Annotated in this window: 10 protein-coding genes and 21 pseudogenes; 16 read left to right on the top strand and 15 right to left on the bottom strand. The window is 72.5% G+C overall.

The annotated features are described in order from the left end of the window. Positions 1-1,326: 1,326 nt before the first annotated feature. The 3 genes and pseudogenes from UK94_RS02855 to UK94_RS34540 form a co-directional block, all read left to right on the top strand. Positions 1,327-2,166, top strand: a pseudogene (locus UK94_RS02855) (helix-turn-helix transcriptional regulator); the annotation flags it as partial. Positions 2,167-2,183: 17 nt separating this feature from the next. Next, positions 2,184-2,420 (top strand): annotated as a pseudogene (locus tag UK94_RS02850) (DUF397 domain-containing protein); the annotation flags it as partial. Positions 2,421-3,380: 960 nt separating this feature from the next. Next, entirely contained in the window at positions 3,381-3,539 is a 159-nt protein-coding gene (locus tag UK94_RS34540; RefSeq protein WP_173402671.1) for a hypothetical protein, read from the top strand. Between the two features lie 1,583 nt (positions 3,540-5,122). Here the strand turns inward: UK94_RS34540 and UK94_RS37935 are convergent. Next, on the bottom strand, positions 5,123-5,750 hold a 628-nt coding region (locus UK94_RS37935; RefSeq protein WP_235486287.1), incomplete at its 3' end, for an SPFH domain-containing protein. A gap of 81 nt (positions 5,751-5,831) precedes the next feature. Between UK94_RS37935 and UK94_RS02835 the strand changes: the two genes are divergently transcribed. Next, the gene (locus UK94_RS02835; RefSeq protein WP_157734093.1) at positions 5,832-6,662 is read left to right on the top strand and encodes an NUDIX domain-containing protein; all 831 of its coding nucleotides are present in this window, start codon (positions 5,832-5,834) and stop codon (positions 6,660-6,662) included. Positions 6,663-6,865: 203 nt separating this feature from the next. Here the strand turns inward: UK94_RS02835 and UK94_RS72665 are convergent, their stop codons facing one another. From UK94_RS72665 to UK94_RS02810, 14 genes and pseudogenes are all read right to left on the bottom strand, one after another. Further along, positions 6,866-8,125 carry a DMT family transporter gene (locus tag UK94_RS72665; protein ID WP_011601763.1) on the bottom strand — a complete coding sequence of 420 codons (1,260 nt, stop codon included), beginning with the start codon at positions 8,123-8,125 and terminating at the stop codon, positions 6,866-6,868. A gap of 239 nt (positions 8,126-8,364) precedes the next feature. Then, positions 8,365-8,870 (bottom strand): annotated as a pseudogene (locus tag UK94_RS37930) (glycosyltransferase); the annotation flags it as partial. A gap of 1 nt (position 8,871) precedes the next feature. After that, positions 8,872-9,201 (bottom strand): annotated as a pseudogene (locus UK94_RS37925) (glycosyl hydrolase); the annotation flags it as partial. A gap of 59 nt (positions 9,202-9,260) precedes the next feature. Continuing rightward, positions 9,261-9,708: pseudogene (locus UK94_RS37920) on the bottom strand (glycosyl hydrolase); the annotation flags it as partial. A 55-nt stretch (positions 9,709-9,763) separates the two neighbouring features. Further along, positions 9,764-10,082: pseudogene (locus UK94_RS37915) on the bottom strand (epimerase); the annotation flags it as partial. A gap of 1 nt (position 10,083) precedes the next feature. Next, positions 10,084-10,141, bottom strand: a pseudogene (locus UK94_RS37910) (hypothetical protein); the annotation flags it as partial. 39 nt (positions 10,142-10,180) lie between these two features. Further along, positions 10,181-10,246, bottom strand: a pseudogene (locus tag UK94_RS37900) (hypothetical protein); the annotation flags it as partial. Between the two features lies 1 nt (position 10,247). Continuing rightward, positions 10,248-10,425: pseudogene (locus UK94_RS37895) on the bottom strand (NAD-dependent epimerase/dehydratase family protein); the annotation flags it as partial. A 1-nt stretch (position 10,426) separates the two neighbouring features. Beyond that, positions 10,427-10,688 (bottom strand): NAD-dependent epimerase/dehydratase family protein (locus UK94_RS37890; RefSeq protein WP_235486285.1); only part of this gene is annotated, 262 nt, incomplete at its 3' end. A gap of 8 nt (positions 10,689-10,696) precedes the next feature. Further along, positions 10,697-11,073: pseudogene (locus UK94_RS37885) on the bottom strand (DegT/DnrJ/EryC1/StrS family aminotransferase); the annotation flags it as partial. A gap of 1 nt (position 11,074) precedes the next feature. Then, positions 11,075-11,474 (bottom strand): annotated as a pseudogene (locus UK94_RS37880) (DegT/DnrJ/EryC1/StrS family aminotransferase); the annotation flags it as partial. A gap of 1 nt (position 11,475) precedes the next feature. After that, positions 11,476-11,650: pseudogene (locus UK94_RS37875) on the bottom strand (DegT/DnrJ/EryC1/StrS family aminotransferase); the annotation flags it as partial. Between the two features lie 25 nt (positions 11,651-11,675). Next, positions 11,676-11,827, bottom strand: a pseudogene (locus tag UK94_RS37865) (DegT/DnrJ/EryC1/StrS family aminotransferase); the annotation flags it as partial. Between the two features lie 1,036 nt (positions 11,828-12,863). Then, positions 12,864-13,775, bottom strand: coding sequence for a metallophosphoesterase family protein (locus UK94_RS02810; protein ID WP_055748610.1), 912 nt, complete (start codon positions 13,773-13,775; stop codon positions 12,864-12,866). Positions 13,776-14,365: 590 nt separating this feature from the next. Here UK94_RS02810 and UK94_RS37860 point away from each other — a divergent pair. The 12 genes and pseudogenes from UK94_RS37860 to UK94_RS02780 all read left to right on the top strand — a co-directional run. Beyond that, positions 14,366-14,587: pseudogene (locus UK94_RS37860) on the top strand (sulfur reduction protein DsrE); the annotation flags it as partial. Position 14,588: 1 nt separating this feature from the next. Beyond that, positions 14,589-14,875, top strand: a 287-nt coding sequence (locus UK94_RS37855; RefSeq protein WP_235486283.1) for an MSMEG_0572 family nitrogen starvation response protein, incomplete at its 5' end; no start/stop codon positions are given. 225 nt (positions 14,876-15,100) lie between these two features. Beyond that, positions 15,101-16,343, top strand: a pseudogene (locus UK94_RS02800) (AIR synthase related protein); the annotation flags it as partial. A 1-nt stretch (position 16,344) separates the two neighbouring features. Further along, positions 16,345-16,630, top strand: a pseudogene (locus UK94_RS37850) (AIR synthase); the annotation flags it as partial. A gap of 268 nt (positions 16,631-16,898) precedes the next feature. After that, positions 16,899-17,680 (top strand): annotated as a pseudogene (locus tag UK94_RS02795) (alpha/beta hydrolase); the annotation flags it as partial. Between the two features lies 1 nt (position 17,681). Next, positions 17,682-17,783: pseudogene (locus UK94_RS37845) on the top strand (alpha/beta hydrolase); the annotation flags it as partial. A 116-nt stretch (positions 17,784-17,899) separates the two neighbouring features. Beyond that, positions 17,900-18,229: pseudogene (locus UK94_RS37840) on the top strand (YihY/virulence factor BrkB family protein); the annotation flags it as partial. Position 18,230: 1 nt separating this feature from the next. Then, positions 18,231-18,473, top strand: a pseudogene (locus UK94_RS37835) (YihY/virulence factor BrkB family protein); the annotation flags it as partial. Between the two features lies 1 nt (position 18,474). Beyond that, the coding region (locus UK94_RS37830) for a YihY/virulence factor BrkB family protein (RefSeq protein ID WP_235486281.1) at positions 18,475-19,027 on the top strand (553 nt) is incomplete at its 5' end. Positions 19,028-19,119: 92 nt separating this feature from the next. After that, entirely contained in the window at positions 19,120-19,686 is a 567-nt protein-coding gene (locus tag UK94_RS02785; RefSeq protein ID WP_011601753.1) for a phage holin family protein, read from the top strand. Between the two features lie 79 nt (positions 19,687-19,765). Next, a pseudogene (locus UK94_RS72660) lies at positions 19,766-19,839 on the top strand (DUF3618 domain-containing protein); the annotation flags it as partial. 1 nt (position 19,840) lies between these two features. Beyond that, positions 19,841-20,311, top strand: a 471-nt coding sequence (locus UK94_RS02780) for a hypothetical protein (protein ID WP_235486279.1), incomplete at its 5' end; no start/stop codon positions are given. Positions 20,312-20,436: the final 125 nt, after the last annotated feature.

Here is a 20,436-nt window from a genome sequence, read left to right as displayed (position 1 = left end):
GCTCAGCTGCGCCAGCAGCAACTCGTCACCGAGGTCGTCAAGCCCGCGGAGGCGGAGGCCGAGCGGGTTCGCGTCCTCGCCCTCGCCGAGGCCGAGAAGATGAGGATCCAGGCCGAGGCCGCCGCGTCGCACAACCGGGTTGCTCTCGACCGGATGCTCATCGACCAGCTCCCGGAGATCGTCCGGCAGGCGGCCTCAGGGCTGGCGGGCGCGAACGTCACGGTGCTCAACGGCGCCGAGGGCATCGGTGAGATCGCCAGTGGACTTGTCGGGCAGGGTGTGGCCATCTTCGAGGCCCTGCGCGCGGGCGTCCGGCAGCCGGCCTATGCCGCCGACGGCCAGGACACCGGCGCCAGCACCGGACACCCCGGCATCGCGACCGCCCGGCCCGTTCAGGAGACGTAGACGTGCTTACGGCCGGCGCCGACGGGACGCGCCTCCGGCCGACCGCAGTATCCGTATTCCACGCGGCGCCGCCACACTGTGAGCCGGCATTGATCGGCATCGATCGTCCAGGTCCGCCGCTCGACCCGGTCCTCGACCTGAACCGGGTTTCGGGTTCCTNCCTCGCCGGCGCGGCGATGTGCCCAGGAGTGCGCCGCCTCCCACTCCAGGAAGGTGGCCACCAGTTCGCCATCTCCGTCGTAGACCTGGAATCGGCGAGTCGCCATTGTCACGCCTTTCAGCCAATTGCCGAATAATGAGAGCCGTGGAGCTGTCCCCGGTGCGCGGTCACGCCCGCAGAGGCGTCGGTCCGGCCCGCGACGGTGGGTTGGCCGGCTCCGGACGGGGCTCGATGTCCACCCGCCCGGAGCCGGCGGTCGACGGCCGCCCCCGTCGCCCCAGGCCAGCACGCCGACGTGCCGCGCCGTCGTGGACCGACTCGTCGCCGACCAGGTGGCCGCAGCCCTCACGATGGCCGCCCACGCCGTGGTCGTTGTGGTGGCGATCCGAACGTCCGGAACGGACGGGAAGGACAGGACGGCAGGGGCGGACAGAGGTGCGGAGGTGGCGAGAGTGTCGGGGGCGTGCGGCAGGACCGATGCCGCCCAGCCAGTCGTTCCGGCACGGTTGCCGGACCGACGCCTCGGACCCCACACGATCGCCATTGACTACTCCCCGTGATTCCTCACCATACCAAGTTCTCACCCAGAGGGTTGAGTTCGCCACTCAAAGTAAACCAAGACTCGAAGCATGGCCCCCGCCTCGACCGCCTGCAAGAGCTTCTGTAANAGTTTTGCTACCCAGAGCTGTGCACTGTGTATGAGGAGTGGCGATCCAGTGGCAGGATGCACTCATCACTCCCAGCAGACCGAAGGACTAGCGATGGCCACGAGCGGCGGTCCGACTGTGCGGCGGCGGCGGCTGGGTGCCGAGTTACGGCGACTGCGAGAGGCGGCGGACGTCTCGGTCGACGAGGTGTGCCAACTGCTGCGCTGCTCGGTCTCCAAGGTCAGCCGCATGGAGAACGGGCGGGTGCCGGTACGCACTCGCGACGTGTCGGACCTGCTCAACCTGTATGGCGTCACGGAGGGTGAGCGGCGCGACGCGCTGATGGCGCTGGCTCGGGAGTCCCGCCGTCACGGCTGGTGGCACTCCTACCACGACGTCGTCCCGGCCTGGTTCGAGATCTACATCGGCCTGGAGGGTGACGCGGCATCGATCCAGGTGTACGAGCCCCAGCTCGTCCACGGGCTGCTCCAGACCGGAGACTACGCCCGGCAGGTCATCCGGGCCGATGACCCGGAGGCCGACGACGAGGAGGTCGAACGCAAGATCGCCCTGCGGATGGACCGGCAGCGCCGGCTCACCGCCCCCGACCATCCCCGGCTCTGGGTGGTTCTGGACGAGGCGGTCCTGCGTCGGGAGATCGGCGGTCGGGCGGTCATGCGCGATCAGCTCGATTTCCTCGCCAAACGGTCCGAACTCCCGAATGTGACGATCCAGGTCCTGCCGTTCGCCGTGGGCGCACACGCCGGCCTGGGCAGCGCATTCTCCATACTCGGATTCCCCGATTCGGAAGACCACGAAGTGGTCTATATAGAAGAGGCGGCAGGCAGCCTTTACATCGAGCGTGCCGCCGAAGTCCGGCGCTATAAGTTGAAGATGAATCACCTTCTGGCCGCCGCCCTGCGGCCGGAAGAATCCACACAGATGATACTTTCCNTCGTAAAGGAACTAAGATGACCAGATTTGCGAAGCCCGATCTGGGCGGTCCCGCCGAGCTGGCCTGGCGCAAGAGCAGCTACAGCAACGGAGCGGGTGGCATGTGCGTGGAGGTCGCTCCCCTGGGCGAGGGCATCGTGGTGCGTGACTCGAAGAACCCCAGCGGTCCCGTGCTCGCCTTCTCCGCGGCCGAGTGGGACGCCTTCCTGGCCGGCGCGCGGGACGGCGAGTTCGACCGCACCCGGGTGGGCCAGNCCTGAACCACCCGGCCCGGCTCACCCGGCCGACCCAGCCCGGTCCGACTCGGGACTCACGCGGACCCGGACCGGCCAGAGCCCTGACGGCGAAGCGGCCGGCGAGACCGGCCTGGCCCGTGCCTGTGCTTCCCTGCGCCCGACAGCGCCGGCTCCGGCCCGGACGCCTCCACCGGAGTCGCCCGGGCCGGTCGGGGACCGCCGGGCCGGGAACGGCCACCGGGTCGAGGGGGCAGAACGATCCGATCAACGTCGACGTTCCCGCCCCGACCGGGTCGAGGTGCCTGTCATGACGGTGCGGTGGCGACCGCTCGACATGCCGGTTGGCTCTTGCGCAACGCCCCCCGGTCGCGCACTCTTGTAGATGTTCAGTCGGTCCTCGTTGTTCAAGTGTTCGTCCCGTTGTGGTCGTGGCATTTCCGGGGCACGACGTCCGCAGCGTCCATCTCGCAGGGTGGGCAGGCGGACCGGACGCTCCCGGCGCCGTGGCGGCATGGGACGGCGCTCGGCCACCTTCGCCCACTGGACGGGCCACGCGGGCTGCGAATGCCCGCCCAACGCGGAGGAGGGCAGTCGTTGTGATCATTTTTGACGGTGCGGCTACCCGCGTACGGCGCCGCAACGCCACGGTCCGGGTGACCGTGCTGCCGGCGGCGCTCGACCCCGGCGGCCACCAGGCCGCGCCTACGGCCTCGGTCCGCATAACCGCGTGTTGTCGCCCGCCGGCAGGCGGGCCTCGGGCAGGCTCGGTGGCCGGCGGTGCCGCCATCCCGTCGCCGTCCTAGCTGAGAACGGCGCTCCCGCCCGCGCGCCGGGCACCCCCGCACCTTCGATCACGGTCGGTCCGCCTCTGGATCCGCCGGGCATCGACGTCCCCGACGGATCCCCGGCCACGGGCACGACTCCGAGATCCACCCGCGTAGCACCATCCTGTTCCCCTGCCACTGGGAGGTGATTGCCGTGGCCACCGCCACGACCAACCTGCTCAACACCCCGATGAAAGATCAGCGCGTCGAACGTGTTCGGCGCGCGGCGCTGTCGGCGTACGTGGACGGGAAGATCACCTTTGCGCAGGCAAATCTTCGGGTAAGCAAGGCTCTCGAACGCTTCGGAGTGTGATGGGCAGGCCCAGGCCGGGCGGGCGGCGCCGTCCGCCGCCCGGCCCCTCCGCGACCGGCGCGGTGCGCCGGCCTGGCCGGCCCTGGACCTCCCGGCCAGGCCGGCGGGCTCGCCGCCGCGGCTGACCACCGAGGGACGCAGCCGGCGAGGGACGCAGCCCGAATAAAGCGCGGCAGGCAAGGCGCGTAGCCGGTAAGGCGCGTAGCCGGCAGGGCGCGTAGCCCGAGAGGCGCGGCAGGCAGGGTGCTTGCTAGGCGAGGCGCAGGCGGCGGTCGGCCACGCCGACGGTGAGCTGCTGCCCCCAGGACAGCTCGATCGTGTCCGCCTCGATGCCGTCGCCGAACACGACCATCCGATCAGCCTCCACCAGGACCTCCAGTCGCGCCGGCCCGGTGAGGCGGCCCTCGGTGCAGGCGGTGCCCGTGGCCGGTGACGGCCACGCCTCGCGGACGAACCAGGCCAGGGCGCCGGCGGTCGGCGCCGGTAGCGGAAGCTCGCTGCGCCGCTGCGCCCAGACCGAGCGGCACCAGCCCGTCGCCCCGGTGCCGGTGCCGACCAGCAGTCCGGACGACGCCTGCCGCTCGGTCACCGGGACGCCCTCGCCGGGGACCCGCAGCCGGTACCGGGCGGTCTGGTGACCGGGGTGGCCGACGTAGATCTCGTTCAGCGCGACGAGGCGCTGGCCGTCGTCGGAGCGGGCCTCGACCATGGTCAGTTCGCGCAGCAGGNGGCCAAGCCCCCGAGCGGGGTCCGTGGGAGATCCCTCGACGGTGCGCAGCAGGGCGGCGGCCTCACCCGGGGTGTGCCGGACCAGGACACCCGGCGTGCGGGCGGGTTCGGCGTTGATCCCCAGGACGAGCTGCCCGTCGAGGTACTTCGCGACGTTCGCGACGAGCCCGTCCTGCCCGACGCAGACGACCACGTCATCCGGAGCGAACAGGAACCGGTCGAGGTCGGTCCGCTCCACCTCGCCGCGACGCCAGTGCGGCGGGATCGCCGCGGCGACCACCCGCCTGGCCGCCTCGGCGCCGTCGTGGGCGGCCTGCACCTCGGCCAGCTCTCGTCCGCGGGTGGCCAGGAAGAACGCGGCCTGGCCGCGGGTGCCGTGCCGGTCCATCAGCTCGGCGTACTCGGTACGCCGGTGCACAAGCACCGCGCGCGGGGCGAGGCTCACCGCGGGGTGCCGGCGCGGACGAACCGGGCGACCGCCTCGGTGACCACATCGGGGGTGATGGTGAGCGCCCCGATCGCGGGCAGATGGTCGGCCAGGTCGCGCACCGCCAGCGCGACCACCGCCGAGCTGTCCAGACCGGTGACCGCGGCGACCCGGGCCGCCTCGGCGTCGGCCTCGGCCTGTCCGACCAGGCGGAGGGCCTCGGCCTGCGCTGCCGCCTCCACCCGAACCCGCTCGGCCTGCGAGCGGGCGGCCGTCTGCGCCCGCTCCGCCTCCGCCGCGGCGGCGATGCGCGCCGCGGCTGCCTGCTCGGTCATCCGGCGCTGCTCGTTGGCTCCCTCCTGGGTCACGAGCCGCTCCGCGCGCACGGCCAGCTCGATCTTGCTCTGCAGTTCGTTCTCGGCGATGNGCCGCTCCTGCTCGACGGCGAGCGCGCGGCGGCCATAGGTGGCCCGGTCGGCCTCGGTCTGGATCTGCTCACGGGTGGGCGTGCGCAGCGCCTTCTCCACCTCCGGCGCCGGGCGGACGGCGACCACGCGGACGCCGACCACGCTCACCCCCGTCTGGACCAGGCGGGCGTCGCCGCGCAGACCGGTGGTCACCCGTTCGCGGATGACCGGCACCCCCTCGGCGAGCGCGGTGGTGAGCGACGTGCGGGCGAGCAGGTCCGAGGCGTACTCCTGGGCCGACTCATTGATCATCCCGGCGAGCTGGTCGAGGGGCTTCTCCCGCCAGGTCCCGAGCTCGGGGTCGATGCCGAAGTCGAGGCGGGTGGCGGCCAGCACCGGGTCGGCGATCCGGTAGGTGACGGTGGCCTGCACCGCGACGTCCTGGAAGTCGGCGGTCCGCGCGTGGAAGAGCACCGCGAGCTCCCGGTCGTCGACCGGCACCTCGCTGATCACCGCCGTGCGCGGCCGATACCAGAAGACCAGGCCGACGCCCTCGTGGGCGACGGCTGTGCCGCGCTGGTGGCGGATGTACGCGGTGGGGGTGCCCCGCAGGTGGCACAGGAACGGCGCCCGGCTGATGTCCGCCATGGGAAGGTCCTCTCTTTATCGTCGATTTGACGATAATCCGGGATCGCGGTTCTCGTCAACATGACGAGTAGGGTTCCCCGCATGCCGTCCCCACCGGAGTCGTCCGCCGCCACGACCGCCCACGACCACCCCGACCCCGGCCCCGACACCGACGCCCACGCCGACACCCACGCCGACGCAGACACCCACGCCGGCGGCGGGGCGGGCGGGCTGCCGGCGGAGGTCGTGCCGGTGGCGCTCAGCGTCGATCTGGTCCTGCTGACCGTCCGCGAGGAGCAGCTCCAGGTGCTGCTGGTGCGCCGCGGGATCGAGCCCTACCGGGACCGATGGGCCCTGCCCGGCGGCTTCGTCCGGCCGGGCGAGGACCTCGCCGCGGCGGCCGTGCGGGAACTCGCCGAGGAGACCGGGCTGCGCCACCCCCCGGCACATCTCGAACAGCTCGCGACCTACGGCGCGCCGGATCGCGATCCCCGCGGCCGGGTTGTCACGGTGGCGTTCCTGGCGCTCGCGCCGCAGTCGCGTACGCCGATCGCCGGCACGGACGCCGCCGCGAGCCGCTGGGAGCCGGTCTCGACCCAGGGCTGCGGGTCCCGGCTGGCCTTCGACCATGCGGCGATCCTCGCGGACGGGCTGGAACGCGCCCGGGCGAAGATCGAGTACAGTGCGGCGGCGGCGGCCTTCTGCGAGGACGAGTTCACGGTGGCGGAGCTGCGCCGGATCTACGAGCTGGTCTGGAACTCACGGCTGGACCCCCGCAACTTCCACCGCAAGGTGACCGGGACCGCGGGCTTTCTCGTCCCGACCGGGCGCTTCACGAGCCGAGACGGAGGCCGGCCCGCGGAGCTGTACCGCCGGGGCGACGCCACGGTGCTGCATCCCGCGATGCTTCGGCCCGTCCCGCGGCTACCCTGAGCGGGCAGTGGTGGCCGCGGGCGGGAGACGGCCGGGCGCCCGGGCGATCGGGGGGTGAACCCGGGCGGCCGGCCACCTCGACTATCTCACCGAAAGCACATGCCGCGTCACTATAAGTTCGGGCTCTTGCCGTCAGGGTTAACGACCGTGCCGGTCCGCGCCCTTGATGACGGTTAGTCGCCCGGGCCGCACACCCCAGCGGCTCAGCCGAACTCCCGCAGCGCGGCGCCGGGCCCACCGTCTCCCCGCCCCGGCGGGTTCCACGGGTCGTCGCCGTGGCGGGTACGCCGCCCGAGGTCGGAGTCCACCCGCTCGGAGCGCCCGAGATCCACCCGTTCCAGATCCATGCGTCCCGAGTCCAGCGGCTCGGAGTCCAGCCGCTCCGGGTCCAGCCGCTCGGCCGGATCCAGCCCGTCAGAATCGGCCCGCCGTGAATCCGGCCGACCCACATCCGGCCGACCCGCGTCCGGCCGATCCACGTCCGGCCGACCCGAACCCGGCCGATCTGGATCCGGCCGACCCGAACCCGGCCCGTCGGCGGGGCGTGCCGCGGCGCCCTCCAGCTCGTCCACGGAACGGTTGGCCGCCATCCGGTCGCGCCCCAGTGCGGCGATGCCGGCGGCCACCATCACCATCGCGACGACGAACGCCACCCGCTGGGCGCCGTCCGGGGCCGGCTCACCGAACAGGGTCAGCCCCAGGGTGACCGGCAGGAAGGCGGACACCCCGCTGGTCACGGGGAATGCGATCACCGCCGCCCGGCCCTGCAGCCCACGCTGCTGTAGACCGAGCGCCAGCACGGAGAACAGCACGAGGACGTACGGCGTCGGGGTGGTGAGCAGGTCGGCCAGCGCGGACTGGCCCTCGCGGCGATCGTTGACCGCCAGGCCGATCTGCCGGGTGGCGAGGGTGGCGATCGCATAGCAGACGCCGGCGGCCGCGCCGAATCCGAACGCCGCCCCGGCAATCATGCTCCGGGCGGCGGCGACATTCGCGAGGAACGCGCACACCAGCGCGAAGACCAGGCCGAGGACGAGGAAGGCCAGCAGGACGTCCGTGCTGGCCGCGCTGCCGACCTCGGCGCGGCTGGCGAAGGCGTAGGCGAGCAGGCCGACCCCGGCGACCATCGAGCCGACGCCCAGCCAGCCGGTCAGACTGATCCGTTCACCGAGCACCCGCTGGGCCAGCAACGTGAATATGATCATGTCGAGCGCCATCACCGGGGCGACCATCGCCACCGGCGCGACCGACAGGGCGTAGACCTCCAGCAGGAACGACGTCGCCTCGACGGCGAGCCCGAGCAGCCAGAGCGGGCGCAGCACCAGCCGCGCCAGCAGGCCCAGCCCCAGGCCGGAACTCTCCTCCTCGCGCCGGGCGGCCCGCGCCTGCACCAGCGGCGCGACCCCGTACAGCGCGGCCGACACCATCGCGGTGGGCAGGCCGAGCGCCAACGCCTTGCTCATACGCGCGCCATCCTGGTCACGGGCGTGCCGTCGGTCGCGCCCGGATTCCGCCGATCATGGCGGGATCCCCCTGCCCTGCCCATGCGCTGGCCGCCTCACTCGTCCCCCGCCGCCCCGTGCCCACACCCGGGACGACAACGTCTGACGGGGTCAACACCGCGGGCCGCGTGGAACGTCCCGGGCTGGACGAGTACCCGCCCGCCGCCGATCCGTTCCAGCGCCGACGCGTGGGCAGCGCATCACCAGTGGGCACCGAAGCCGATCTGCGCCAGGGCCGAACCGAACGCCTGCTCCCACGCCTGCGGCCCGATCGCCACCCGGTCCGAGGGGGGCTTGACCCGGTCGAGGCAGGCCAGCGCGGAGCGGGTCAGCGACACCGGGTCGGTGTTGGTGACCTCGGCGTGCCCGCGTTCGAGCTCCTTCTGCAGGTTGTCGCGGCCGTGCCCCGGCACGACGTCGATGAGCAGCAGGTCCCGGCCGATCACCCGCGCCTCGCTGCAGGTGTCCCCGGAGGAGGTGACGACCAGGTCGCTGGCGGCCATCAGCGCCGGGATGCGGTCGGTGAAGCCGAACGGGATGACCTTGTGCTGCCGCTCGGCCAGGGCGGTCAGCCGCGCCGCCAGCGGCTTGTTCCGCCCGGCCACCGCGAGCACGTAGATCCCCGCCGCCGCCATCGCCGCGGCGCCCTCGACCAGCGGCCCGAGTCCCCAGGAGCCGGACATCAGCAGCACGCACGGAGCGTCGGNCGGGATGCCGAGTGCCGCGCGCGCCTCCTCCTGGGTGGGCGGGTCGTAGAACGGCTCGCGCACCGGGGTGGGCACGACCGAGACGAGCGCGTTCGGCGCGAACCGCCGCACGTAGCGGGCGGCGGTCTGCGAGGTGACCAGGTACAGGTCGGTGTTGTCGTGCACCCACAGCCGGTGCACGCAGCAGTCGGTGGAGAACACCGCGGTGACCAGGCCGGGAAACTCCGGCTTGACCCGGCTGGTCGCTGCGGCGCCGGTGGCGAAGATGGAGATGACCAGATCGGTCGGTTGCTCGGTGAGCTCCTGACGCAGCGCGGGGACGACGTAGCGNCTCGACGCCCGCTCGATCGCCAGGGCCAGCCGGCCGCCGGTGCNCATCTGGGAGAAGNGCACGGCGTCGTACAGGCCCGGCACGGCGATCATCCCGCGGAAGACCTTCTCCCCGCGGGAGCCGTTGCGCCCGCCGAGCATGCGCAGGCTGTCGGCGGTCCGGGCGGTGAACCCTCGCCGGGTCAGCGACGCCCCGCACGCCTCGGCCATGACGTCGTGCCCCATGCCCAGCGAGCCGGACAGCAGCAGCGCCGATCCACGACGGGTCGCCGGCTGCCGCGACGCGGCCCCGGCGAGCAGGGCCGCGGTCGCGGCCTCCTCCACCGCGACGCCGTCGATCACCGGTCCGCCGCGGTCGGGCGCCCCGCCGTCGCCGAGCCGCTCGACCGCCGACACCACCCCCGCCGGCCGACCCTCCGCGGAGGGTCGGGTCGCAGGGGCGGCCATCGCCGCCGCATCGCCGTTTTCGGATGGTCCGCTCACCGTGATACCGCCGATCTGCGCCATGGTTACTCCGAGGACGCCGCGGAGACGTCTAGGTCGTCGACGGGCTGGACGGCCNGCGCCGGAGGCCGTCGGTTTGCCAGGTACCACTCGATGTACTGCCGTACCCCGTCCGTGAACGGGGTGGTCGGCTGCCAGCCCAGCAGATCCAGCGCCCGCTGGGCCGACACCTCCCGGCCCCGGAAGTCGCCCGGCCGGGCCGGGACGTGCTCGATCGCCGTGCCGGGGAAGTGGCTGCACACCGCCTGCGCCATCTCCAGCACGCTGACCGCCTCGGCGCCCTCCAGGGCGATGGTGGCGTTCTCCGCCTCGGGCCGCAGCGCCAGCACGTGGGCGTCGGCGAGGTCGCGGACGAACACGTAGTTGCGGAACTGCTGNCCGTCGCCGGCGACGGTCAGCGACTCGCCGTCGAGCGCCTTGCGGACGAACCGGGCCANCACCAGCTCGTCGCGCATGCCGGGACCATAGGGGATGNCGTAGCGCAGGATCGTGAAGGGCAGCCCGTAGGTCTGCTGGTAGCTGTGCAGCAGCAGCTCGGCGGNGAGCTTCGTCGAGGTGTAGACGTGACCGGCGCGACCGAGAGTGATCTCGGCGTCCTCGGTGAGGGGCGCCGGATCCGCCCGTTCCCCGACGGCGCCGTAGACCCAGACGGTGCTGGCGAACAGCACACGAGCGACGCCGGCCTGGCGGGCCGCCTCGCAGACGTTGCCGGTGCCCTCGNCGTTGAGCCGCACCGTGCGCGCCGGATCGGCGTAGGCGAAGTCCACGTTGGACATCCCCGCGACGTGGAACACCGCCTCGACCCCGGCCAGCGCCGCGGTCAGCCCCGGCAGGTCGAGCACGTCGACCTGCCGGCTGGTGGCCCGCGGGTCGCTCGGGCGGGAGTCGACGTCGAGGGAGAGGACGTCGTGCCCGGCGTCGAGGAGACGGTCCACGACGTGGCTGCCGATGAAGCCCGAGCCTCCGGTAACGGCAATCTTCATGCTCACGCTCACCCGTCCAGGTCCAGGCTCGCCAGGGCGGCGGCGAAGGAGGTGACCACATGGTCGGCCTCCGCGTCGGTCATGTCGGAATGGATCGGCAGGCACACGTGCCGGGCGCACAGGTCCTCCGCGACCGGCAGCGAGCGGCCCGCGTAGTCGCTGAACACGGGCTGCTGGTGCAGCGGGGCCTCGTAGACCTCACCGCTGAGCGAGACCCCGTAGCGCTCCTTGAGCTCCTTCTTCAGCCGCGCCCGGTCGACCCCGGGACGAGGAAGCACGATGTACTTGTAGTAGTTGCAGACGTCGCCCGCGGGCACCCGCAGGCGGGTGGCGCCGTCGAGGGCGTCGAGCGCGGCGTCGTAGCGGGCGGCCACGGCGGCCCGGGNCGTCAGGAACTCGTCGAGGTGGCGCAGGTGCACCTTGCCGGTGACGGCGTGCATCTCGCTGAGGCGCCAGGCGTAGCCCTGCTTGATGTGGGTGTTGCCGAGGAAGCCCGCCTTGCCCTGGTCGCGGTAGACCAGGGCGGCCTCGTGGATGGCGGGGTCGGCGGTGACGATCATCCCGCCCTCGCCGCTGGTGATCAGCTTGGTCGGGTAGAACGAGAACGCGCCCGCCACCCCGAAGGAGCCGGCATAGCCCTCGCCGTGGCGGCAGCCGTGGGCGTGCGCCGCGTCCTCGACGAGCGCGAGGCCCCGGTCGGCGCAGAACGCAGCCAGCTCGGCGACGTCCGACGCAATCAGGCCGCCGATGTGCACCAGGACCACGGCCCGGGTGTTGGGGGTCACGNCCGCCGCGACGTCACGGGCGGTCAGCGCGAAGGTGTCCGGACTCACATCCGCAAAGACCGGGGTGGCCCCGGCCCGGATTACCGCGAACGCGGTCGCGGCGAAGGTGTTGGTGGGAACGACGACGTCCGCACCCTGAACGTCCAGACTTCGGAGAATGATCTCCAGTGCGGCCGTNNCGCTGCTCACGGCCACCGCGAANGGGGCCCGGTGAGCGGCGGCGAATGCCGACTCGAATTCGTTGGTATGAGCGCCCAAGGTCATCGCGCCGGTGGAAAGGATCTCGATCGTGGCCGACGCGATCTCCGCGCGATCCTCCGGTGAGAAGACGATGCGCGCCGCGGGGACATGCACCTGTTCACCCCTGCCTTCCGAGTTATCCGTGTGAGCGGGCACTGCTCCGGATGCCCCGTATCGCGGTGGCGCGCCGATGCGCGGACCCCGGTCGCCCGGCACCGCGGCCCAGCCGCAATGTCGGGTCCGCGGGCATCCGCAGGACGGCATCGCCGCGATGNGGAACTTCCCTGGCGGCCGTGACCCTCACGACCCCACGGCCCCGGATTACGCCGGCCTCCCGCCGACGTGACCGCGCCCCCTCCAACTCGTCCGGATGTAACGCCCAGCTTTGTCAGTACATGCCCAAAACAGGCTATCGACCCCGGTCGACGGCGCAGCTACGGCCCACACTGGTTATCTACGAAACATCTCACATCTATCCGAACGTAGCCGAACCTGTCGGCAAAGCGACGCTGACCGTCGGATCTTTCATCCGCATCACCGTNGACACGTGATCCGGGACGGACGGCGATCGATCGTGGGTGCCCCCTCTCCCTCCCCATCGGCGGTCCGGGCGCCGCCGGGCGCACGGGGCATCGTCGCGCCTCCGATACCCGCTGTGGCACTCAGTCACCCTCTCGTCACCAGCCGCACGTCGGCGAGGCCGGCCCGCCGACAGCCCTCCGGCCAGACCCGCGCGGCGAGGTGCCACACCCCGAGGCGGGGATCGACCGGTCGGGGACACCCGCCGGCAGAGGCTGATCGGCGGGGTGAGCAGCATGCTGGCCAACCACCGGGAGATCGCGCCGGCGGTGGTCGCGGACGTGGGCGCGGGCGCGGGCGCACAGGCGCAGCGGCCCGGATTCACCCCGCGGGGGTGAGCGGCGGCACGGCGCGACGCGGGAAGACCCTGGAACGCTCCGCACACACGCTTGGACGCAAGAAGTCCCGGTGAAGCCACCTCACCTGGCGTACGGGGGGAACGCAGGTGCAGAACTTCACCGGGACTGGTAAAAGTGTACGACCCCCATCTGTCGGACGCGACAGGACCAAAGTCCCTTACATCCGACCCTTGCCACATGACGCCCTTACGTGCTTGACAATGGACGGTTAGCTATCGGACCGCTCGCTGGAAGCTGATCTCGCCACGGTCCGTGTCGTACAACAACCAGTGCGACGGCTTGCCCCGGGCGGGCCCGACGTTGACCACCAGCGTGGCAGCACCGAACCGACCGGTGTCGGTGCGACCCGTGTCGAACGGACCCCCACCGGACGGACCCCCACCGGACGGACCCGCGTCGAGGCGCACCGCGACCGGCCGGCCGGGCTCGACGGGAGGCAGCGTCCGCACGACCCCCGCAGGGTCCGGCATCCCCGCAGGCCCCGGCATCCCCGCAGGCCCCGGCATCCCCGCAGGCCGCACCAGCCCCACCGCCGGGCCGTCCGCCGCATCGCCGCCGAGGGCGGTGTCGGACCAGACGATCTCGAACATGGCCTCCTGGTGGGTGTGCCCCACCACCACTACCGGCACCCGGGGGACGTCGGCGGCGACCGGCACGAGCAGAGCCCGCCCGTCCGCGGAGCCGTCGGCCGCCGTCCCGACCGGCTCACCCGGCTCACCCGGCTCACCCGGGCCGCCGACGGGCTCGGCGCGACCGGTCGACCAACGGATTTGGTGGCCGTGCAGGCCCACGAGACCGTGCAGGCGATCCCGCTCGGGCGCGTCCAGCAGGACGGCGAGGTCGGCGGGTACCTGCTCGGGCCGCAGCAGCTCGCGGATGCGCAGCTCCTGGTTCCCCAGCACCCGGCGGATGCCGGCGAGACGCGCCCACAGCGCCGGGTCGGGGTCGACGACGCGCTCCAGCGGCCAGAACCGCGAGGGATCGTGCAGGCGACGCGGGACCTTCGCCTCCAGGTAGTCGCCGAGGCAGACGATCTCGTCGGCGCCCGCCGCCGCCGCGGCGGCGAGGATCCGCCGCAGCGCCCCCGGTCGGCCGTGGAGGTCGGCAAGCACGGCATATCGCACCCCACCAGCATCCCCGGTCCACCGTTGCGCCGCCGGGCGATTCCCGGTCCGGTGCGCACGGCGCCGGCCGGCGGCCCTGGTCGACCCGAAGGCACAAACCATCCGTGATTCGGCAAGGCCTCCGCTGGTTCTGGGGGTGCCGGCGACAGTGCNCAAATCACCCCAGGCCGGTCAATCGTTGCAAAGAAAGACCTCGATCGGGCTGCGGACAATGCCGTCTGGTCCGCCGCGGCCATACCGGGACCAGAAAGCCCGGGCTTCGTCGCGGATCGTCGTGTTCGTCGCACACGGGAATCGGCGAGGTGCTTGACTGCAACGCGTGCAACAAGGGGATCTCCGCGGCACGTGCCGACCGCCGGTACCGTCCGCGCTTTGTCGTCGACGACGACCGGCGGCGCCCCGGTGAGACCGGCGACAGGCGATCCGTGCAGTCACGTCCCGGGCCCGATCGAGGAGCGTTCATGGAGCTGACGGAGAACGACCGGCAGAGCCTCAACGAGGTTCCCCATCCGGCACTCCCCCCGGGTAGCAACCTGTACCTGTCTCTTATACACATCTAGTCACGTCCCGGGCCCGATCGAGGAGCGTTCATGGAGCTGACGGAGAACGACCGGCAGAGCCTCAACGAGGTTCCCCATCCGGCACTCCCCCCGGGTAGCAACCTGTACGGATCGACCAAGATCTTCCCGGACTACCAGGCCCGTGACGGCGAGTGCTACCTGACCCTCGTCCACGGCATCGCACACGAGTCGTCGGTCAGCTTCGTCGCGATATTGCAGGCCACCCGCGCCCTACGCAAGGGCTTCGAGTCCNTCCTCTATTTCTACGGGCCCGGCGCGATGAACACGATGGCGACCCGAGGATTTCCGCACACCGGCGATTCCGCGTTTCCGGGCGAGCACAACATCAATCACCAGATCGAGACGTTCATCAAGGAGGGCGGGAAGGTCTACGTCTGCCGGTTCGGACTGTCGCTGCACGGCCTGCGCGAGGAGGACGTCATCGACGGGGTGATACCCGCGCATCCGCTGGACATCCAGGACTGCGTCATCGAGTACACCCGGCGTGGCGCGATCATCAATTCCACCTTCATGTTCTGACCAACCGGCCACGCCCCGACCAATCGGGCCACGCCCTGATCAACCAGGCCACGCCCTGACCAACCGGGCCACGCGCGGACCGACCAGGCCACGCCCCCACCGGCCAGGCCACGCCCCGACCGACTGGAAGCACTCGATGCCGACGAACAACCCGACGTGACCGTCGACGGCGCGCCGGNCGCCCCACCCCGGCGCGCACGGGTGGCCCGGCCGGTCCTCGACGCACTGTTGTCCGCGGGTGCCGCGCCGCCCGTGACGGCCGAGCCGGTCGACACCCTCGCGGTCTGGGGCGACCGACGGACCCTGGAGCGGCTGCCCCCGTACCGCATCGAGCAGGCCGGCGACGCCGCGACGCTCGCGGCCCACCGCGAGCTCGCGAGCCCGGCCATCCACACCGGCTACGAGGGCTCCCGCGGCGACGATGCCCGAACCGACGATTCGCGGGCCGACGGTCCGTGGACCGACGATTCGCGGGCCGACGAACCGCCAGCTGATGATCCGTGGACAGACGAATCACGGGAAGACGATCCACGGACGGTCGTCCTGATCGCGCGGGCCGTCGGTGCGGGGGGCGACGGCGCCGTCCTCGGTGGGATCCGGCTCGGACCGCTGTGGCCGGGGCCGGACCTGGGCGCCTGGTACTGCGACCGGCTCGCCGTGTCCGCCCGGGCCCGCCACGAGTTCCCCGGCGTCGCCGCCGCGCTCGTGCGCGCCGCGGCCGCCCGGGCGGAGGACTGCGGGGTGCTCCGGCTCGAGGCGGTGGTGCGCCCGGAGCTGGAGCGCTTCTTCGGCCGGCTGGGCTGGTCCACGGCGGGCCCGGCGGCGCTCGCCCGCGGGCCGGGGGTGCTGATGCGATGGCCCATCGACCGGATCGCGGCGCTGGTCGCGTCCTGCAAGGCCCCGCTGGGAGCGGTGCTCGCCGGGCTGCGTCCGGGCGGGCCCGGCTTCGTCGGCGACGACGGCGCCCCGCTGCCGGGCAGCGACATCGTCGCGGCCTGCGACGCGATCATGCCGACGATGGTGGAGCGGGACCCGCACTGGGCCGGCTGGTGCGGCGCGCTGGTGAGCATCAACGATCTCGCCGCCATGGGTGCCACCCCGATCGGCCTACTCGACGCGGTGGCGGGGACGACCGCGTCCCACGTCGCCCGGGTGCTGGGGGGACTGCGCGCGGCGGCGGACGCCTACGGCGTGCAGATCCTCGGCGGGCACAGCCAGTTCGGCGTCCGGGCGGCGCTGGCCGTCACGGCACTCGGGCGCGCGGCGCACCCGGTGCCGGCCGGCGGCGGGCTGCCAGGCCACGCCGTCTCCCTCACGGTCGACCTCGGCGGCGGCTGGCGCCCTGGATACACCGGTCGGCAGTGGGATTCGGCCGCCACCCGGCGCACCGCCGAACTCCAGGCGATGGTGCGGATGCCCGGCCGCCACCGGCCCAGCGCGGCCAAGGATGTCAGCATGGCCGGCATCGNCGGCACCCTCGGGATGCTCGCCGAGGCCAGCGGCTGCGCCGCCGAGGTGGACGTGGCGGCGGTGCCACGCCCAGCGGGGGTGACCATGGGTGACTGGCTGACCTGCTTCCCCGGCTACGGAATGATCACAGCCGACCGGGCGGACCGGCCGGTGCCCCCGACCGGACCCGCAGCCTCGGCCCGGTGCGGCATCCTGCGACCCGGCGCGGGCGTGACGCTGCGCTGGCCCGACGGTGTGCGCACCCCCGTGCTGGCCGGCCACATCACCGGCCTCGGCCACGCCTGACCGGCGCTCGGCCACGCCTGACCGGCGCTCGGCCACGCCTGACCAGCCGCCGGCCGATCACCACCGGTCCACACCGCGCCCCGGGAGGTCACACGCGCGTCACGGCCCCGTCGCAGCGGGCCAGGTGACACATCGTCAATCCGACAACCTGCCCCGGAAGGCCCGGAACTCCGGGCAAGCGGTGTTGTATCAGGGTGGGACACGTCGCAGGCCGCCCGGCCGGCGACCGGAACCACNCGCCCCACGACCCGAACGGCAGAGACCTGGGATGGAAGACGAAGCACCGGCCTGGTTCGAGGCCGCCCTTGACAGCCGACCGCAGCGGCACGAGACCGAGGTCGCCGGCGCCACCATCAGCTACCGCTGCTGGGGTACGGCCGGGCGGCCGGCGATCGTCCTGGTTCACGGCGGCGCCGCCCACGCGGGGTGGTGGGACCACATCGCCCCCCTCATCCCCAGCGAGTACCGGGTCGTCGCCCTGGACCTGTCCGGGCACGGCGACAGCGACCGGCGCGAGGACTACACGCTGAGCACATGGGCGGCGGAGGTCATCGCCGTCATCGACCATGCCGGGATCACCTCGCCGCCGATCATCATCGGTCACAGCATGGGCGGCTGGGTCACGATCACGACGGCCGCCGAGTACCCGGACCGGGTCGCCGGCATCGTCGTCGTCGACTCCCCCGTCCAGGAGTTCACCCCGGAGGAGCGGGCCGCCCGCGACCGGACCGCCTTCGGGCCGCTGCGGGTCTACCCGACCGCGACCGACGCCCTCGCCCGGTTCCGCACGGTTCCGGACCAGCCGAGCTCGCTGCCGTTCATCATCGACCACATTGCCCGCGGGTCGATCGGCTCGGTGCAGGGCGGCTGGACGTGGAAGTTCGACCCGAAGGTGTTCGGCAACCGCACGCCCTCCCCGGAGGTGCTGCGCAAGGTGCACTGTCGGGTCGCGCTGTTCCGGGCCGAGTACGGCCTGCTGACGCCGGACATCGGGGTGCAGATGTACAACCTGCTCGGCCGGGTGGCGCCGGTGATCGAGATTCCGCTCGCNGGTCATCACGTGATGCTCGACCGGCCGCTGCTGCTGGTCACGGGCATCCGCACCATCCTGGCCGACTGGGAGCACTCCTCCCCTCAGGAACGCACCGACTGACGCACCGACGGAGGCCCCCCGCCGCGGCGGGCGCCGCGGACAGGGCCCGGAAGGGGGGTTGAGCAGGGCCGGACGGGTACATCTGCCGCCATGTCACGACGGCAGTGGAGATCGCCATGAATCCGTCCGTCCTTCTCGGGCACCGCCACGACGACCGCGGGCACCGCACCAGCCGGCCGGTGCGGGAGGTCGACCCGCCCGAACACGGCCCGACATCCGTCCCGGCGCGAGGCTGGCTCGCCGTGGCGAAGCGGGTGAAGTCACAGCTCGCCATCCTGTCGATCCCGCTGATCGCCAGCGGCGTGGCGTTCTGGGCGATCCTGTCGATCTTCCCAGCCGCCATCGCGGTCCTCACCGTCTACGGGCTGGTCGCCAGCCCGCAGACGGTGAGCAACCAGATCGCCGACCTGTCCGACTCCCTGTCCCCGTCGACGAGCGCGGTGCTGNGGGACTGGCTGAACGGCATCGTCTCGACGAACCACTCCGGGCTCGGCCTCGGCCTGCTGCTGAGCCTCGCGGGGGTGCTCTGGGCGGTCTCCTCCGGCACGCAGAACCTGATCAAGGCCGTGACCGTGGCCTTCGAGCAGGAGGAGACGCGCGGGCCGGTCCGGCTGCGGGGCCTCGCGGTCGCGATGAGCCTCGGGGGCGTGGTCGTCGCGGTGCTGATCGTCGGCGGCATCACCGCCGGCGNCTCCCTGCTGTCCCACCACGTGGCCGACGGGACGGTCCGGGTGGTGCTCACGGTGGTGCAGTGGCTCGTGCTGGCGATGATCGTGATGGCCGCGGTCGCCACGCTCTACCGCTTCGGGCCGGCCCACACCCCGGCGAACTGGCGGTGGGCGTCGGTCGGGGCCGTGGTCGCGACCGTGGCGCTGATCGTCGCCTCGGTGGCGTTCTCGTTCTACGTGCGCGCCTTCGGCCACTACAACAAGACCTACGGCGCGCTCGGCGGCGTCGTGATCCTCATGCTGTGGCTGTACTACGCCGTCACGGTCGTGCTCATCGGCGCGCTGCTCAACGCCGAGGCGGCCCGCGAGGCGACCGGCGCCACCGCGCCCGAGACCTATCCGGAAGCCTCCCCCGTCGGCGTCCGCCGCCCCTGGGACCGGCCGGAGGCCGACGACGAAGCCGAGACCGAAGCCGAGACCGATCGGGACGGGGAGACCGCCACCGACCGCCCAGCGGGCGCGGCCGAACGGATCAGGACGGGAATTCGTTTCCGACGCCGTGAGAGGCGTGGTTAAGCGGCCCAAGGTGGGGAATTCCGCAGACCACACGATGTTCCACGGGTGCCGCCACGCGGACGCCCCGCCAGCAGAACCCGCGAGGAGACCCCATGACGAGCACATACCGTCAGCAGCCGGACGTCGCCGCCGATCCGTACCCGAACGATGTTACCGCGTACCGGGGCGGTGTCGACGTGGACGCGCCGGACGAGTCGACCCAGGTGCTGCGCGCACCGACCGCCGCGACCTCGACCGCCCCGCCTTCGAGCGCCCGTCACGACGGAGAGGGGCATTCGGCGGGCCGCGGATCGACCGGGCAGCTCGTCTCCGAGGTCGTCACGGACATCTCCACCCTGTTCCGCCAGGAGGTCGCCCTCGCGAAGGCGGAGGTCCGCGAGGAGGCGAAGAAGGCCGGCAAGGGGGCCGGCATGTTCGCCGGCGCCGGCGGCGCCGGGTACTTCGCGCTGCTGTTCGCCCTGCTGGCCGTCATGTTCGGGCTTGGGGAGGTGATGGCACTGGGCTGGGCGGCTCTCATCATCACCGTCGTGCTCGGCGCCGTCGCCGCCGTCCTGGCGCTGAAGGGCCGCTCCACCGTGCGCAAGGTCCACCCCGCCCCGACGCAGACCGTGGAGACGCTGCGCGAGGACGTCCAGTGGGCGCAGAGCCGACGCAGGTAGGCCGCCGCGTCTCGCGCCGCTCCCCGTACACGGCTCGGACCGCAACACCGCAGATACCGACTGAAAGGCCAGGTGGGCAGTGACCAGCACGAGTCCGGACGAGATCCGGTCCGACATCGAGGCGACCCGGGCCCGGCTCGGCGACGATCTCGANGAGCTTTCCGACCGCGTCAGCCCGCAGAAGGTGGCCGGGCGCACGGCGCAGGACCTCCGGCGCCGGGTGAGCTCGGCGACCGAGTCGGTGCGGCCGAAGGTGGCCGCGACGACGGGTACCGCCACCGAGAAGGCCCGCCACACCGCGGACCAGGCCAAGGCCACGGTGCGCCGTCAGCTCGACGCGCACCCGCAGGTCGCGGCGACCGCGCAGCGCGCCAGGGACACCGCCGGCAGCGCCGCCGGCTCCGCCAGCCAGACGGTCCACCGCCAGCTCGACTCCCACCCACAGGTCGCGGCGAAGGTGAGCCAGGTGCGCGACACCGCGGGCGGGGCGGTCAGCGCCGGCCGGCAGAAGGCCGCCGCGAACCCCCGGGCCACCGGTACCGCCGCCGCGGCCGCCGCGGCGCTGCTCGCGCTGCTGCTGGTCGTGCTGCGCCACCGGCGCCAGGACACGGACACGCTCGACTGACGACCCTCGCCGGGAGATCCGGCCACCGGACGCCCGGGCACGTGTGGGACTGACCCCACGTGCCCGGGCGTTGCGACGTCCAGGTCTTCCAGCCCGGCGCACGGTTCAGCCCCATGGACGCTTCG

Origin of the sequence: Frankia sp. AvcI1 (genome assembly GCF_001420875.1) — a bacterium.
In the GTDB taxonomy this organism is placed as follows: Bacteria; Actinomycetota; Actinomycetes; order Frankiales; family Frankiaceae; genus Frankia; species Frankia alni.
Note: the sequence above shows the minus strand (reverse complement) of the source record. Positions and strands in the feature narration are given on the sequence as shown.